Here is a 16298-nt window from a genome sequence, read left to right on the forward strand (position 1 = left end):
ATGGACATTACCGACGTCTCCGTCAGCAAAGCCCTGCTGTGGCATTCCGTTGAGATACGCACGAGAAGCCGTGTCGAGATCCTAACGGGCCTATCTGCGGATTCCGCGCGCGGCCTTAATCACGACCTGCGCGTTTTCGTGAACCATCATCTGTCCGACCTGATCGGTAAAGACCGGAAGCAGTTACAGGTCGTCGATGATGCCATCACCGGCATCGTTAGGGCTAGGCGGCAGTATCTGGCTCAGTCCGACATCAGCCGAGCGATTGCTTCAGTCCCAGGAAACGCCTCGGCCGCCTTGGCTCATCCGCTCTTCAACTATGGCCATATGCCTGCTGAAATGCGGTCCAGCCTGCCCGCCTCGTTCAGCATCCTCACCGATCCGAGCCAGCGGAAGCGCTACAACGACGACTTCGTCGCCCATGAAATGCAGGCCTTCGAAAGCTTCTTCGATGATCTGGGTGGTTTCCCGCTATCCGATGAACAGCGGGAAGCCTGTATCCGTCTCGAGGATAGCAACCTGCTCGTCGCATCCGCTGGTTCAGGGAAGTCGGCGACTATGGTTGGCAAGGTCGCGTATGTGTTGAAAAAGGAGTTGCACGAGCCGGAGGAGCTTCTCGTGCTCGCCTTCGGCAAGCATGCCGCGGACGAGTTGAAGGAGCGCATCGCCCGCCAGCTTGATGTGCCTGCCGGAGACCTGAAATGCCGTGTCACGACCTTCCACGCGCTTGGCCTCGGCATCATCAAGGAAGTCGAGGGCCGACCTCCGCAAATGGTGAACTGGGTGGAGAGCGCAACAGGTGAAGCGCGCTTCCTGAACGGCATCATCGACAAACTGATTGAGACGGACGAGGAGTTCCGACGGCTATGGGTAGAGATCCTCATTCTGTACCCTAAGGCGCACATTCCCCCACCCGAGTTCAAGGATGAGGCATCTTATCGGGCTTATATGGCCGACAATAAGGGCCGAAGGCCAAAGGAGATCGGAACCTATTCGGGCGAATACGTCAAGTCACTGGAGGAGCAGACCATCGCCAATTGGCTTTGGCTTAATACCGTCGATTTCGAATATGAGCGCCGAACCAAGACCCAAGACGAGGACGGAAGCGACCGATGGATCGATCCAGACTTCTACTACCCCGCCACGGATACGATCCACGAACACTTCGCCATCAATGCAGATGGAACCTCACCCTTCCCTGACTACGTGAAGCATGCCGGGCTGAAGCGCGCCGCCTATGCGCGACTGGGTGCGGACCTGTTCGAGACGACTTCGGCACAGGCGAATGATGGGACTCTGCTTGTCCGATTGAAGGGCGAACTCGAAAAGCGCGGAATGACACTCGTCGAGCGGCCGCTGGAGGAGGTGTTGAAGGCTGTCCAACCGGTGGTTCTAAACCACTATCGCAAGATCATCGCCGTCTGCATCAAACACATCCGCGCGAGCAACCTGACCGTCGACATCCTGCTCCAGAAGGCGAAGTCCCTCCATCACCCGCAGCGCGCCGAACGGTTCGCAAGGGTAGTGATGGCCATAACCGACGCATACACCCGCAAGCTTGAGGAGCAGCGCCGCATCGACTTCGACTCGATGATCGGGGACGCCGTCAGACTGGTCGAGAACGGCCGATACAAATCCCCCTATTCGCTGATCCTCGTGGACGAGTTCCAGGACATATCCGATCCGCGGGCCCGGCTGATCAAGGCGCTCAAGCATCAGCGCGCCTTCACCAAGCTGTTTGCGGTCGGAGACGACTGGCAGTCCATCTATCGTTTCACCGGGTCCGACATCACGCTGTTCACGGACTTCCAGACGCACTTCGGGGCGTCGTGGGAAGGCCGACTGCAACGCACATATCGCTGCAACCAGTTGCTCGCAGACACAGCCGCCGCCTTCATCCAGAAAAATCCGGCCCAGATGACCAAGACGGTGAGATCGTCGCGTCCTGCGATCCCGCGCTCGATCCGTGCGATCCCGGTGACGGTGGGCAAAACCAAGTCGAAGTTTGCCGATGCCTGCCAAAGGCTGCTTGGTCGCCTGGACACCTTCCTGGAGGGCATAGCCGATCAGTGGCGCAAGGACGATGGCGATCGGCTGAAGGTTCTGGTGCTGTGGCGCTACAACTCGCTGGATCCATTTGATGGCGAGCCGCCCGCATACCGGAACATCGACGTGTCCGGCCTGTCGTTTCATCGCTCAAAGGGGCTCGAGGCGGACTACACGATCCTCCTCGGCATCAGCGAGGGAGACTATGGCGTCCCCAGCCGGATTGAAGACGACGAACTTCTCAATCTCGTCATCCCGAAACCCGAGACATTCGAGTACGCCGAGGAGCGCCGGCTATTCTACGTAGCTCTGACCCGTGCAAGCCGTGGCGCATATCTACTCTACGATGACACGCAGCCATCACGCTACATAGCCGAACTGTGCAGCATCGCAGGCGATGACATTCGTTTCGAGACGGTTGACGGATCCCGTTTGTGGCAATGCCCAAAGTGTATCACTGGAGAGCTAGCCGAGCATGTTGCTGAAAATGGTGCTGTGGCGATCCGTTGCAGTCGCCATCCTAAATGCGGTAATTCTTGAGTATGCAAAATCGGACTGTGGTGCGGTCATTACATTTGACACAACCTCGTAGCCGCCGCTGACTCGCTCGACGGCTAATTGCGGCTAAACTATGTCACCGGTAGGCTGTGCTATATGAGATTGGATTTCCTTGGAGGCCGCACGCTCTGCGCGGCGCTGATCCTGCCTTGATTAGCCGGATGGGCCTTTGTTAATCTGTTACGAATGCAATTCGAGTGCTGCGCTTCAGCAGCCGGTAGCGCGTATTGTCCGTCCGCACGATTGCGCCCTCGGCGATAGCGCTAGGTGAAGAACGGACCGTAGAGGTGCAAACGGATCGACCATCGGGGAATCGCTGCCGGCGATCGTTAGAAATCAACCCCACGAGCCGGACTTGGGGCCGAGCTGGATCGAAACATGCTGTCGAGTAGACGGGCGTCCAATCATCGAGGTCGGCGTCATATTCGCCAGACTTGGAGCTGTGGTTCTTACTTGCGCTAGACATCGGTTGACGATTCCGGATTATTGGGTGGCTTTCGAGAGGCCTCGCCAAGAACCCTAGCAACCAACGCCCAAGGGCCATCCCCCCGGGGATGAGATGCGACCGTTACACTCCGGACGAAACTAGGCACGCCAATTGTTGGCGTCGCCCTCTGCGTGACGGAGGCTGCATAGGCGCCGACATCAGCCACGGCGCCGACGTTGGCTACATCCATACGGCCGATCTCGAAAGCGGCCTGTTCGTCCCCGCCAGGCCAAATTTCTATCCGAACGACCATCATCCCGGAATGACGTCGCTGAAATTCTTTGGCGGCTTTGCTCGCTTGAAATCTGGAGTAAATACCTCTGCTGTGACTTGCCGGCGAAATTCGCGAAGGGTGCGAAACGCTTCCAGCATAGCGATAATCTGCCCCTCTGCGGAACTCTCCGTCCATCTTCGAAGAAACGTCTTGAAGCCGATGCCTTCAGCCACCTCAATCCGAAGTTCGTCAAAGAGTGCATACGCGTCGCCTACCGCGCGAAGCCAAGAAGGCTTAACCTGAGCCTCCTCATGGAACGACGTTTCTGGGCTACTATTTGGTCGATAGTCGGTCTTCTCTATGACCACGCCGCGGAGGCGCCGATTGAGGGCGTTCGCGGCATTCCGATAGAGGCGGAGCTTTTCCGCCTCACTTGTCGGACTGGCTTCTAGGTTCTTCCACTTAATAGTGATGGTCCCGGACGTTATGCTTCCAGCGTCGTCGAGCGTCCCCCAACTGATGTCCGCGACGAGCCGCTGACTGTTTCGTCTCACATTTATGAGGCCGATCTTTGCGCCCGGAGGCAATGCTCCGACCCAATCCGGTCTGAAAGGCGACGTCACGTACTCGTAACTTAAAAAGTCGGTTTTCATTGCGTGGACCTGAGTGTGCGGCGCGTCGCCTCAGGCATCAGGAATGCCAAACAGGAGGTGGACCCCCACGATGCATGCTCAAGGCGTGTTTCTTGAGAAGTGTCCGCGACGAGATTCATCTTGAGGCTCCCACTATTTTCCTGTGCATCGGCTTGCCGAAGCGATGGCCGACATTCCCTACGGCCCACGAGGATCAGCACGATGAGCGCCTCTTCCCAAACGAGTGGGTGTGAGGCTGTTCGCTAGGAAGTGTCGGTCCGACCTGCCTATCGAGTGTGCTAACACATAGCGCCATATATGGCGTGGCTATATATGGCGTTGCCGTGATTGCAAGTATTTCGTTGAACGGCCAAGTGTACAGCACGGCCCAAAAGAAGCTCGCAGCGACCATTCGCAGCCTGAGAGAAGCCAAAGGCGTCTCTCAGGAGCGATTCGCGCAACTCGCAAACGTGGAACGCGCTCGTTACGGACGTATCGAGCGAGGGGAGCTCAACATCTCGCTCAACGTCCTATTCGCGTTAGCGGCGGGCCTGGGTGTGAAGCCTTCCGAAATCCTCGGAGAGATCGAGCTCACCGATTGCCAGCCCGACTCGGTTGGTCTTGAACCTGAAGAAACTCGGGCATAGCTTGAGTCTGGGCGGACTTTCGGCGGGAACCAGGGGCTCAAGAGAGCCGGCAGCACGATCGTTGTCGTGATCCGTGGCTAATCGATGGCGAACACCAATGTCCCACCATCTATCAAGAAGTAGAATCCTTCTGACTTGAAGGGAATCGCCAATCGCCAAATCGAAGTTGCGCGACAAGGCAAATCGACGATCTTGTCCGTGGCATCTGACGCTGGATCCGCAACAAGTGCTGCGCGAATTATGCCGCACCACATGGAAACGGGAGGTTGCGGGACGACAGGTATTTCTCGTGGATCAGGTTAGTTGCCGCCCCTGGCCATCCGGCTCGTGCTACTGTTCGCTGTCATCCGTATTAAACAGGTCACGCAGTTGGCCGAGTTCAAGACCGACGAATTCATCGATTGAAAAAACGTTTGGACGGGCGATCGCATACTCGGGTGAACCAACCACAACCAGGACTGGCGGATATCCGCCGTAAGCGGCGGGGTCAGACATATCTCTCCCCAAACTCGCCGCAAACGCGTCGGATCGCATCAGCCCTTCCAAAGAATCTGCTGAAATAATTTGCACCTGCGTCGGATTGATGGAGTTTTCAGCAATCTGTTCAATCATCTTCGCGCCAGCTTCGACAATATCATTTTGCCCGCCAGCGTCGACTATTATCGCCTTAAAGTCAGATTCCAACAACTTCCTTTCGACTTGCTTCAGCGCGATGTCATTGCCTGTGGATGAGACTATCTGGATTAGGTCTAGCATTTCGAAAACCTCAAAAATTTCGAGTGCCACCTTAGTCGCTAATTAGAGCATCTGCGGCCAGACCTCTAAATGTCCCAAAATGAGAAAAGCAACCGCCAACGTTGATCGACAACAAAACCCGCTCAGGCGCTGCCTCATCTCACGTCTGTGACCCCGCCTGTCACAGGTTCTTGAGCGGCACCAGGTGTCTGATGTGTAGCCTCAATGACAAAGTGGCCCCATGGAGCCGTCTTCAGCCCCCTCAGGCCTTGCCGCACACGTTGGCTGTGGCGCTAAGGAAGTGCCGCCTTCGGCGGTTGCGACCAGGGAAGTTCGAATATAAAATTCGAACTTCCCTGGTCACTCAGATTTTATGGCAGCCTATCAATTCGGCGGTGTCAAAAAAAACAGGCTTTTCCGATACCTTAACCCAAATTGATAGGTTTCAGAAACGTGAGAGGCACGCCTTCCTTCGGCAGATCGGCAGGCGACAGGTTCACGGTGATCCGCTTGGGAGGCAGCGACAGGCCGATCGCGGCGATGGCGTTGCGCACCCGTTCGCGGCTTTCGGCGACCGCCTTGTCGGGCAGGCCGACGACAATGAAATTGGGAAGTCCGGGGACCAGTTGGCATTGGACCTCTACACCCCGGGCCTCCAGCCCGAGATAGGCGACCGTCGATACCGTCGAAACCAAATGATGATCCCCCTGCCGCGCCCGACGTCTGGAAACCCGGTTCCAGAAGGCAGGCTTCCCGCTCCTGCCTTCGCAGGAACAGGGGGTGGATTCAATAGCTTAGCTTCATGGAGGTTCAGCCTTGTTCCGGCCGCCCCTTGAACCCTTGCGCCACGACATACCATTCGACGCTGCCCTTGCGGCTGGCGGGCGGCTTGGCATGTTTGATGGTCGTGAAATGCTTCTTGAGGATGGCGAGCAGATCGGCGTCGGTGCCGCCCGCGAACACCTTGGCGACGAAGGTGCCGCCCTTGCGCAGATTTTCGACCGCGAACATCGCCGCCGCCTCGACCAGCCCCATGGTACGCAGATGGTCCGTCGCCGCATGGCCGACCGTGTTCGCCGCCATGTCCGAAATCACCAGATCGGGCTCATCGCCCAACGCCTCGGCCAGCAGGGCGGGCGCCTTGTCGTCCATGAAATCCATCTGGAACAGGGTGACCCCTGGAATCGGATCGGTCGGCAGCAGGTCGATGCCCACCACCTTCGCCTTGGGGCAGAGTTTGCGCACCACCTGCGCCCAGCCGCCGGGCGCCACGCCCAGGTCGACCACCGCGCGCGATCCCTTCACGAAATGGAATTTCTCGTCCAGCTCTATCAGCTTGAAGGCAGCGCGGCTGCGCCACCCTTCCGCCTTGGCGCGGCGGACATAGGGATCGTTCAACTGCCTCTCGAGCCAGCGGGTGGACTGGGCCGTCCGCCCCTTCGCCGTCTTGACCCGCACCTTGCCGGCGCCAGTGCCTCTCACAGCCTATCCCTCACATCTTCACTCCATCGCGATCCATCAGGCCGCGCAATATGCCTTCGCGAATACCGCGATCCGCCACACCCAGACGCTGGGCAGGCCAGATGTCGAGGATCGATTCCAATATGGCGCAACCCGCCACGACCAGATCGGCCCGCTCCGTCCCGATGCAGGGCAGCTTCTGCCGCTCCGCCAGGGCCATGGAGGAAAGCCGCGCCGAAATGGCCCGCATCGATGTCGAGGGCACGATCAGCCCATCGATCGCCTGTCGGTCGTAGCGCGGCAGGTCGAGATGCAGGCTGGCCAGCGTCGTCACCGTTCCCGACGTTCCCAGCAGGCGAATATCGGCCTGTGGAGAGGGCAGGCGACGGGCAAGGGGCGAAAAAGCGTCCGCGACACGCGCGCGCATCCGGCCATAGGCCGCCAGCCGGTCGGTGGGATCGGCATGGTCGAACGGCTCGCTCTCGGTCAGCGAAACGACACCCCAGGGCGCGCTCACCCAATCGACGATATGCGGCATACCTTCTTGACGGGAATTGACCAGGACCAGTTCGGTCGACCCGCCGCCGATGTCGAAGATCAGCGCAGGGCCATCGCCCGGTTCCAGCAGCGCATGGCATCCCAGCACCGCCAGCCGCGCCTCTTCCTGCGCGCTGATGATGTCGAGGGCGATGCCGGTTTCCCGGTACACGCGCTGAATGAACTCGGCCCCGTTGGATGCGCGGCGGCAAGCCTCCGTCGCGACCGACCGGGCCAGCGTGACATGACGGCGGCGCAGCTTGTCGGCGCAGACCGACAAGGCCGCAATCGCGCGCTCGATGGCTTCGTCGCTGATCCTGCCGGACGCCGAGAGGCCCTCCCCCAGACGAACGATTCGCGAAAAGGCATCGACGACGATGAAGCCGTCGGCCGAAGGCTTGGCGATCAGCAGGCGGCAATTGTTCGTGCCAAGGTCGATGGCCGCATAGGAGCGGCGCCCGCGCAGCGGATGAGGCAAAAGGCCCCGCGATTGCGACGGGGGAGTGAGGGCCGCAGCCTTGCTCCCATTGCCCTGACCGGAACGGACCCCTTTGCCCGAAATTCCGCCGGCCGGGCCGGAACTCTGCGGCGATGGGCGGCTGTGCTGCACCATGGCCGTATCTCTTTTCTTCTTCGCCAGCGCCGAAAGGCGCCGGAACTTGCCCCAAGAGTAGGCAAAGGGAAAAGAAAGCGCAAGGCGGGGCGAATCCCCTTATGAAAGGGGCAACAACGCCGCGACGATCCACCGCTCCTCGGCACGCAGCACACCCCAGGCGCGGGCGGCGGCACGGCTGTCCATCGCCTCGACACCGATGCCGCGGCCTTCCAGCTCGCGGACGAAGGGACGCGGCGGCTGGCGCAGGCCGGCGCCAGTCCCGACCAGCAGGAATTCGGGCTGGATCTCAAGGTCGAACAGGTCGCCCAGATCGGCGACGGTCAGGGCGTCGATGGCCGGTGCATTCGCCCAGGCCAGAGCCCGGACCGGCGAAAGCAGCAGGCCATCGGGAAAGACATCGTCCCTGACCCGGAAGCCGCGCCCTGAAAACCGGTGACGATCGGCCCCTGCCCCGCCGCATCGCGACGCAGTTCAATCCCCGATCTCTTCCCGTTCAGGGCCGCGCTCCATCGTCGCGCGGTCCCATGCGTTCGGCCTGGGCAGCGATGTTGGGCTTGCTCGCCCTTTTCTCCGATCCCATGGGCGAGAGGCCGAGCGTGATCAGCAGCGACGACGACACATAGACCGACGAATAGGTGCCGACGACGATGCCCAGCATCATGGCCGCGGTGAAGCCGCGCAGCACATGACCACCCAGCAGCAGCAGCGCACCCAGCGCCAACAGCACCGTCACCGACGTCATGACGGTACGTGGCAGCGTTTCGTTGACCGACAGGTCGATCAGCGCCTTCATGTCCATCTTGCGGTATTTGCGCATATTTTCGCGGATGCGGTCGTCGATCACCATCTTGTCGTTGATCGAATAGCCCACGATGGTCAGCACGGCGGCGACGATGTTGAGGTCGAATTCCAACTGGGTGATGGCGAAGAAGCCCAAAGTCATCAGCACGTCGTGCATGATCGCGACGAAGGTCGAGATGCCGAACTGCCATTCGTAGCGGAACCAGGAGAAGATCGCGATACCGACCACCGCCAGCATCACCGCCAGCACGCCGTTCTGGATCAATTCGCCCGACACCTTGCCCGATACCGTGTCGTAGCGGGAGAAGGTGACACCGGGGAATTCCGCCGTCATCGCCTTGCGCGCCTTTTCAACGATGGCGTTGGCCGCGCCCGCACCGCCCTGCTCGGGCAGCGGCAGGCGGATCTGCACCGTCTTGGGATCGCCGAATTGCTGGAGCGAACCGTCGCCCACGCCGAGGCGGTCCACTACGCCGCGCACCTTCTCCAGATGCGGGGGCTGTTGGAACTTCGCCTCGATCATCAGGCCGCCGACGAAATCGACGCCCATGTTGAGGCCCTTGTAGAAGGTCGCGCCGACCGCCAGCACGGTCAGCAGCGCCGTCAGGGCAAAGGCCCAGTGGCGCAGCTTCACAAAGCCGATATTGGTGTTGTCGGGGACGAGTTTCAGCAGTTTCATATTCTCTCTCCCGCCCCGTCAGATGTGGATCTCGGTCGGACGCTTGGCCCGAACCCAGAGCGACACCAGCCAGCGCGTGAAGGTGACGGCGGTGAACACGCTGGTCGCGATGCCGATCAGCAGCACGATCGCGAAGCCCTTCACCGGGCCGGACCCCAGGGCGAGCATGATGCCGCCGGCGATGGCGTGCGTCACATTCGCTTCGAAAATGGTGCGGCTGGCTTCCTTATAGCCATGTTCGATCGACTGGACCACATTCCGGCCACGGCGGCGTTCCTCGCGGATGCGCTCGTAGATGAGGACGTTGGCATCGACCGCCGTACCGATGGTCAGCACGAAACCGGCAATGCCCGGCAGGGTCAGCGTCGCGCCCAAAATGCCCATCACGCCCAGGATCACCAACACGTTGATGGCGACGGCCAGATTGGCATACATGCCGAAACGGCCGTAGCTGACGAACATGAAGGCGGCGACAGCCACCACGGCGATGATCGAGGCGGTAAGGCCGGCCTTGATCGAGTCGGCACCCAATTGCGGCCCGACCGTACGCTCCTCCACAACCGTCAGCGCGACGGGCAGCTTGCCCGAACGCAACGCGATGGCGAGCTGGTTGGCGCTTTCTACCGTGAAATTGCCGCTGATCTGCGCGCTGCCGCCCAAAATCGGTTCATTGATGTTCGGCGCGGAAAGCACCTTCCCGTCGAGGATGATGGCGAAGGGCCGGTTGACATTCTGCGACGTCACCTGGCCGAATTTGCGGCCGCCCGCGCCGTTGAAGCGGATGTTGACGATCGGCGTGTTACCGCGCTGGTCATAACCCTGCTGTGCGTCGGTCAGGTCTTCGCCCGACACCATGACCTGCCGGTAGACGGCGATCACCGGGGGCCCGGCGGGATTGCCGGGATAGGGCAGCACTTCGCTGCCCACCGGCGCGCGGCCCTGCGCGACCTCGGCGGGGTTGGCATTGACATCGACCAGCTTGAATTCCAGCTTGGCGGTCTGCCCCAGCAGGTCCTTGAGCGCCTTGGGATTCTGAAGGCCCGGCACCTGCACGACGATGCGGTTGCCGCCCTGCTGCTGGATGGTCGGTTCGCGCGTGCCCATTTCGTCGATGCGCTTGCGGATGACTTCGGTCGCGACTTCCATCGCGCTCTTCACCGCATTGTCGATCCCCGCCTGGGTCGGCGTGATGGTGATGGTGGAACTGTTCACCACCTCGACATTGAAGTCGCGCTGGCCGGTCAGGCCCGCGCCCTGCGTCAGCGGCCGGATGCGCTCGACCGCGGCATCGACCTCCGACGGATTGCGGACCATGAAGCTCAGCTTCCCGTCGCGGCTGGAAATGTCACCGATCGCGATCTTGGTGTCGCCCCGGCGCAGTTCCGTGCGGACCTGCTCCTCCATATTGGCGAGCCGCTGCTTGGCGACATCCTGGGTGGACGCTTCCAGCAGCAAATGGCTGCCGCCCGACAGGTCGAGCCCCAGATTCACGCGAGTCTGCATGAATTTGGGAAAATGCCCGACCACCGAATCCGGCAGGAAGCTCGGCACGGCGCAGAAGATGCCGATCAGCAGCGGCAGCAGGATTCCGGCGACCGCCCAGCGAGGGAAGTTCAGCATGGGGCCGCTCAGTCGTTCGCGGGCTTGGCGGTGGCGGGATCGATCACGTCGGTCAGGGTGGACTTCACCGCCTTGACCTTCATGTTCGGCGCCAGTTCGACATCGACGTAGAATTCGTCGACGCGGGCGACCTTGCCGACCAGACCGCCGCCGGTCACGACCTGATCGCCCTTCTTCACGGCGTCGATCTTGGCCTTATGTTCCTTCATCTTCTTCTGCTGCGGACGGATCAGCAGGAAATAGAAGACGACGAAGATGAGGACCAGCGGGGCCATCTGCACCAGCATGGAGGCGCCGGACGATTCCCCGCCCGCAGTCTGGGCAAAGGCTGTGGAAATGAACATGGTTGGGACTTTCGCCTTATTGTCTTGTCCAGTCGCGGGCGCAGGATAAACGCCCACAGATCAAAGGCGCGCGGCTAACACAGATGAGGCCGCCGAGGCAACATGATTAGGGTTTCCGACGAAAGCGCGAAAAGCCTGCATCGAATGGCTTGCATATTCTCCAAACTGCTTCTAATTGCGCCGCTCCGGTCGGGACGTAGCGCAGCCTGGTAGCGCATCACACTGGGGGTGTGGGGGTCGGAGGTTCGAATCCTCTCGTCCCGACCAAATCGATCAAGGCGCCAGACGCCTTGCAATCCTCCCGCCATGATCCATTTCGCCGTTCGTGCCGCGCAGCGCTTTTCCGCTGTCCTACAACGAACCAAATGGGATAAATAATCCGCCTTTCTGCGACAGGAGGGCAGTTTCATGGATATTTCGGCTCTGATCGACGAAGTGATCGCGCGCGAGGGTGGCTATAGCAACCATCCAGCGGATCGCGGCGGCCCCACCCATTTCGGCATTACCCAGGCGGTGGCACGGGCGAACGGGTTCATGGGCGACATGCGCGCCTTGCCCCGCAGCGTGGCGGAGGCGATCTACCGGCGGCTTTATTGGGAAAGGCCCGGCTATGCCTTTGTCGCGGAGCTGGCCCCGAGGATCGCCGAGGAACTTTTCGATACGGCCGTGAATATGGGTCCGGCGACGGCCGGCGGCTTCCTCCAGCGGGCCCTGAACGCGCTCAACCGCAATGCGCGGGATTATGCCGATCTGAAGGTCGATCAGGCAGTGGGCGGCAAAACCCTCGCCGCGCTGGGCGCGTTCATGCAGGTGCGCGGACGGGCAGGCGAAAGGGTGCTGCTCAAGGCGCTCGAAGCCCTTCAGGGGGAACGCTATCTCGCGCTCGCGGAAAGCCGGCCGGCCAACGAGGCCTTCCTCTATGGCTGGCTGGCAAACAGGATCGGTTAGGAGACAAGAGGCATGACGTCTGTACGGCGAAGGCGAATCACGGAGGACCGGTGGACGCTGCGGGCGCGCCCGGCCTTTCTCTATATGATGTACGGATTGCTGCTCTGGTCGGTCCCGCTGGGGTTGATAGGCGGCGTACGGCCGGCCATGGCGGCCGCGATCATCCGCGCGATGCACGCCTATTTCAACGCCTTGCCGGAGCCGCTCTACGCCCTCTTCGGCACAGGCTATCTGGGATATACGGCGGCCCGCGCCTGGGGCAAGGCCAGGGGAGTTGAGCGTTAGGCAGCACCGCCCTGTCGGTCGCCAGGGAAATTCGCCTTGAGAAAATCGAGCACCACCCGCGCACGCGGGGGCAGCCGCTTGTGCGAAGGGTGCACCGCCAAAATGTCGAGCGGGGCGATGACGCTGTCGGGAAGGACAGGGACCAGGCGCCCCGCTTCGATATCGTCCCTGACCCGGATTGCGGGGAGCAACGCAATGCCGAGGCCGCTGAGCGCGGCGCGATGGACCGCTTCGCTGCTGTCGCTGCGGAATGTGCCGCCGACCACCCTCTCCCGCCCATCTATGGTCCAGCGGGCGGGCACATCGCCATAGGCATAGGCGATGCATTGATGGTGCAAGAGGTCTTCGGCGCAAGCGGCCGCGCCGTGGCGTTCAAGATAGGCCGGATGCGCCACCAGCAAGCGCGCCAGCAATCCCAGCGGGTGAATCACCAGGCTGTCGTCGCTTACCGGGCCAACGCGCAGGGCGAGGTCGAGCCGGTCCTCCACCACGTCGCGCTGCCAGTCGGTCATGGCGCAATCGAGCTGGAGCGCCGGATGGAGGGCGGTCAGTTCGCCCAGGCGCTCGACATAATAGAGGCCGAGCGCAGTGGTGAACCCGATCCGCACCAGCCCGCTCGGTTGATTGCGCACGGGACCGAAATCCTGTTCCGCCACGTCCAGCGCGTCCAGCATCGAACGGGCGTGGACCAGCAGACGGTCGGCATCCGGCGTCGCGATCAGCCTGCGCGTGGTGCGGTGAAACAGCGTCGCGCCGAAATGTGCCTCCACCTGGTCCAGACGGCGCGCGATCGTGGTATGACTGGCATGCATTTCTGCGGCCACGCGGGAGAAATTGGGTCTCTCGCAAAGTCGCACAAATGTCCGCATGGCGATCAGAAGATCTGTCATCTGAACGGTTCCCGCACAAATATTGTGCGGCGAATCCTTATTGTCTGGCGGCCCGAAAAGCCAGAAGCGATCGCATCGTCCGGCGACGCCGGGTCCGAGGAGAAGAGGATGCCCATGTCCAATCGTATCGCCCATGCCGGGCTGGCCGCCAAATGCCGGACGGCCGAGGAAGCTGCTGCCCTTATCGAACACGGCATGGCCGTCGGAATGAGCGGCTTTACCGGGTCCGGCTATCCGAAGACCGTGCCGCTGGCGCTTGCCGCGCGGATGACCGCCGCCCATGCGGCGGGCGATCCTTTCCGGGTCAAGGTGTGGACCGGGGCGTCCACCGGGCCGGAACTGGACGGCGCGCTGGCGCAGGCCGACGGGGTGGAATTCCGCCTGCCCTACAATAGCGATCCCATCGCCCGCGAGCGGATCAACAAGGGCCAGATGCAATATTTCGACATGCATCTGAGCCAGGTCGCGCCGATGGCCTGGCAGGGTTTCCTGGGCGATCTGGATATTGCGGTCATCGAGGTGACGGGGATCACCGCCGATGGCGAACTGATCCCGTCCGCTTCGGTCGGCAACAACAAGACCTGGATCGACCGGGCAAAGGGCGTGATCCTGGAGGTCAATCGCTGGCAGAACCCCGCGCTCGAAGGGATGCACGACATTTATTACGGCACGGCGCTGCCACCGCATCGCCAACCGATCCCGCTGGTGCGCGCCGACCAGCGGATCGGCCAGCCGACCTTCCGCTGCGATCCCGAAAAGGTGATCGCAGTCGTCGAGACGGACGCCCCGGACCGCAACGCCCCCTTCACCCCGCCCGACGACAAGGCGCGGTCCATTGCCGGGCACCTGCTGGAGTTCCTGAACCATGAAGTGGGGAAGGGCCGCCTGCCCGCTTCGCTGCTGCCCTTGCAGTCGGGGGTCGGCAATATCGCCAATGCGGTGCTGACCGGCCTGATCGACGCGCCGTTCGAGAATATGGTCGCCTTTACCGAAGTGATCCAGGACGGCATGCTGGACCTGCTCGACACCGGCAAGCTGCGCGTTGCCAGTGCGACGTCGCTATCGCTCAGCCCCGAAGCCGCAGCCCGGCTGAACGCGGACATGGGCCGCTATCGCGAAAAGATCATCCTGCGCCCGCAGGAGATCAGCAACCACCCCGAACTGGTGCGGCGGCTGGGCTGCGTCTCGATGAACGGCCTGATCGAGGCGGACATCTACGGCAATGTCAATTCCACGCATCTGATGGGGTCGCGCATCCAGAACGGCATCGGCGGCTCGGGCGATTTCGCGCGCAACGCCTTCCTGTCGATCTTCATGACGCCGTCGACCGCCAAGGGCGGCGCGATCTCGGCCATCGTGCCGCATTGCAGCCATGTCGATCACATCAACCAGGATGTGCAGGTGATCGTGACCGAGCAGGGCCTCGCCGACCTGCGCGGGCTGGCGCCCCGGCAGCGGGCCGAACTGATCATGGAGAAATGCGCGCATCCCGACTTCCGTCCGATGCTGAAGGACTATTTCGCACGGGCCATGGCTGGCTCCTACGGACTGCAATCGCCGATGCTGCCGGGCGAGGCACTGGCCTGGCACCAGCGTTATATCGATACGGGCACGATGCGCCTCTAGGAGCAAAACCCAGAGCAGCGGCCCGATCGACGCTCAATCCAGACAGGCCTGCATCCCCACCCCGGCCGGATTGATCGTCCCATCGACGCCAGCATCATGCCCGGCGGGTCTGCGAGCGCACGCGCAGACCCGCCATTCCTTCCTCATCGCGCTGAAAATGAGAGGGGCCGTTGGGCGAAAATGCCCAACGGCCCATCATTGACATGGTCAGCGGCCGGAAGCGCCGCCCAAGGGAAACGGTAATCGCGCTATTTTCCGGATGCGCAGCTTCGCCCGCGAAATCGCAGTCGACAGTCCCCGAATTCTGGAAAACCGACGCTAAAGGCGTCGCTCAGCGGCGCGTTCCCCGAATGGACTTGACCGACCCCATTGCTGAACCATGAGACATCGGATCACCTCCTTTCGCTAGTTGAAGCCCCTATAGCCGTTCCCGGTACTGGTCCTTCGCCGTCTATGAGATGATATGTGAATCAGACGAGCCGCATGTTCAAGGCTTGTAAAATTCTTTTTTCGAATCATACTTCTACGTCCGCGTTTCGCAGGCTATTTGCTTCGAAAATCACGGAAATAAACTGAAATCAAAGACTTAGGCGCGACAATCCTCGACGACGCGGCCGACCTCCGCCCAGGCGGGCAGGATGAGCGTGGGCAGACCCTGCACCTCGACCGCGAAACGGCCCCGACTATAGGCGATTTGATCGAGCGCCGCGTCGTTGGCGGCGCGGATCGCCTGCGTCGCAGGGACCGTCCCGGCGACCGCGCTGGCGGGCCAACTCACCGCGCCATAGCTTGTCCGCAGCGTCATCGCCGGCTGGGCGATGCCGGAGCGCAAAAGGCTGATGCGTCGCGTCGCCTTGTCGCAGCGGATGACGAACAGGCTGCTTTGCGCATCGGCGCCGAACAGGGCAACCGATCCGGCGCCGTCGACCTGATAACGCCAGTCGCCCGCCGTGGTGTCGCGGTCCTGCCACTCGGCCGGCGCGGGCGGCGGCGGCGCGGGTTGCGGTGCCGGGGCGGGCCTTGGCGCGGGCGTCGGTGAAGGCGCGTGCCGCTCGGGCGCGCCGACGCAGGCAGCCAGCAGGAGGAAGGCGGTAGCCGGCACGGCAGGGGGCAGAATGAAACGCATCCCGCCTCCATGCCTCATGGCAAGGGATGGCATCAACCCGAAAAGG

15 protein-coding genes, 1 tRNA gene and 1 pseudogene are annotated in these 16298 nt (G+C 61.7%); 6 read left to right on the forward strand and 11 right to left on the reverse strand.

The window, feature by feature from the left end; all coding sequences use genetic code 11:
- On the forward strand, positions 1–2586 hold the full coding sequence (locus YP76_RS00695) for a UvrD-helicase domain-containing protein (protein WP_232307412.1): 2586 nt from the start codon (positions 1–3) through the stop codon (positions 2584–2586).
- A 757-nt stretch (positions 2587–3343) separates the two neighbouring features.
- On the opposite strand, the gene YP76_RS00705 is transcribed toward YP76_RS00695, so the two are convergent.
- Positions 3344–3958, reverse strand: coding sequence for a hypothetical protein (locus YP76_RS00705; RefSeq protein ID WP_046761710.1), 615 nt, complete (start codon positions 3956–3958; stop codon positions 3344–3346).
- A gap of 323 nt (positions 3959–4281) precedes the next feature.
- Between YP76_RS00705 and YP76_RS00710 the strand changes: the two genes are divergently transcribed.
- Positions 4282–4584: a helix-turn-helix domain-containing protein gene (locus YP76_RS00710; protein ID WP_046762542.1), complete on the forward strand. Its 303-nt coding sequence runs from the start codon at positions 4282–4284 to the stop codon at positions 4582–4584.
- A 330-nt stretch (positions 4585–4914) separates the two neighbouring features.
- Here the strand turns inward: YP76_RS00710 and YP76_RS00715 are convergent, their stop codons facing one another.
- The 8 genes and pseudogenes from YP76_RS00715 to yajC form a co-directional block, all read right to left on the reverse strand.
- Complete coding sequence (locus YP76_RS00715; protein WP_046761711.1) at positions 4915–5370, reverse strand: hypothetical protein; 456 nt, start codon at positions 5368–5370, stop codon at positions 4915–4917.
- A gap of 413 nt (positions 5371–5783) precedes the next feature.
- A pseudogene (locus YP76_RS00720) lies at positions 5784–6014 on the reverse strand (magnesium chelatase domain-containing protein); the annotation flags it as partial.
- A 115-nt stretch (positions 6015–6129) separates the two neighbouring features.
- A complete protein-coding gene (locus YP76_RS00725) occupies positions 6130–6801 on the reverse strand; it encodes an RlmE family RNA methyltransferase (protein WP_046761713.1) in 672 nt (223 codons plus the stop codon).
- Between the two features lie 10 nt (positions 6802–6811).
- Positions 6812–7930, reverse strand: a complete 1119-nt coding sequence (locus YP76_RS00730) for a Ppx/GppA phosphatase family protein (RefSeq protein WP_046761714.1) — start codon at positions 7928–7930, stop codon at positions 6812–6814.
- Positions 7931–8029: 99 nt separating this feature from the next.
- On the reverse strand, positions 8030–8314 hold the full coding sequence (locus YP76_RS26825) for an MTH938/NDUFAF3 family protein (protein ID WP_084732993.1): 285 nt from the start codon (positions 8312–8314) through the stop codon (positions 8030–8032).
- A 112-nt stretch (positions 8315–8426) separates the two neighbouring features.
- Positions 8427–9413 carry a protein translocase subunit SecF gene (gene secF / locus YP76_RS00735; protein ID WP_046761715.1) on the reverse strand — a complete coding sequence of 329 codons (987 nt, stop codon included), beginning with the start codon at positions 9411–9413 and terminating at the stop codon, positions 8427–8429.
- 18 nt (positions 9414–9431) lie between these two features.
- The gene (gene secD / locus YP76_RS00740; protein WP_046761716.1) at positions 9432–11033 is read right to left on the reverse strand and encodes a protein translocase subunit SecD; all 1602 of its coding nucleotides are present in this window, start codon (positions 11031–11033) and stop codon (positions 9432–9434) included.
- 8 nt (positions 11034–11041) lie between these two features.
- Positions 11042–11377: a preprotein translocase subunit YajC gene (yajC, locus tag YP76_RS00745; protein ID WP_046761717.1), complete on the reverse strand. Its 336-nt coding sequence runs from the start codon at positions 11375–11377 to the stop codon at positions 11042–11044.
- 190 nt (positions 11378–11567) lie between these two features.
- Between yajC and YP76_RS00750 the strand changes: the two genes are divergently transcribed.
- From YP76_RS00750 to YP76_RS00760, 3 genes are all read left to right on the forward strand, one after another.
- Positions 11568–11644 (forward strand) — tRNA-Pro (locus YP76_RS00750).
- Positions 11645–11785: 141 nt separating this feature from the next.
- Complete coding sequence (locus YP76_RS00755; RefSeq protein ID WP_046761718.1) at positions 11786–12325, forward strand: glycoside hydrolase family 108 protein; 540 nt, start codon at positions 11786–11788, stop codon at positions 12323–12325.
- 12 nt (positions 12326–12337) lie between these two features.
- Entirely contained in the window at positions 12338–12610 is a 273-nt protein-coding gene (locus YP76_RS00760; protein WP_046761719.1) for a 3TM-type holin, read from the forward strand.
- Here YP76_RS00760 and YP76_RS00765 read toward each other — a convergent pair.
- On the reverse strand, positions 12607–13500 hold the full coding sequence (locus tag YP76_RS00765) for a LysR family transcriptional regulator (RefSeq protein ID WP_046761720.1): 894 nt from the start codon (positions 13498–13500) through the stop codon (positions 12607–12609). The two genes, YP76_RS00760 and YP76_RS00765, sit on opposite strands and share 4 nt — an antisense overlap.
- 114 nt (positions 13501–13614) lie before the next feature.
- Here YP76_RS00765 and YP76_RS00770 point away from each other — a divergent pair, with 114 nt between their 5' ends.
- Complete coding sequence (locus tag YP76_RS00770; protein WP_046762543.1) at positions 13615–15126, forward strand: acetyl-CoA hydrolase/transferase family protein; 1512 nt, start codon at positions 13615–13617, stop codon at positions 15124–15126.
- Positions 15127–15712: 586 nt separating this feature from the next.
- Here the strand turns inward: YP76_RS00770 and YP76_RS00775 are convergent.
- Positions 15713–16252, reverse strand: coding sequence for a hypothetical protein (locus YP76_RS00775; RefSeq protein ID WP_046761721.1), 540 nt, complete (start codon positions 16250–16252; stop codon positions 15713–15715).
- Between the last annotated feature and the right edge of the window lie 46 nt (positions 16253–16298).

Source organism: Sphingobium chungbukense (assembly GCF_001005725.1).
Lineage (GTDB): Bacteria > Pseudomonadota > Alphaproteobacteria > Sphingomonadales > Sphingomonadaceae > Sphingobium > Sphingobium chungbukense.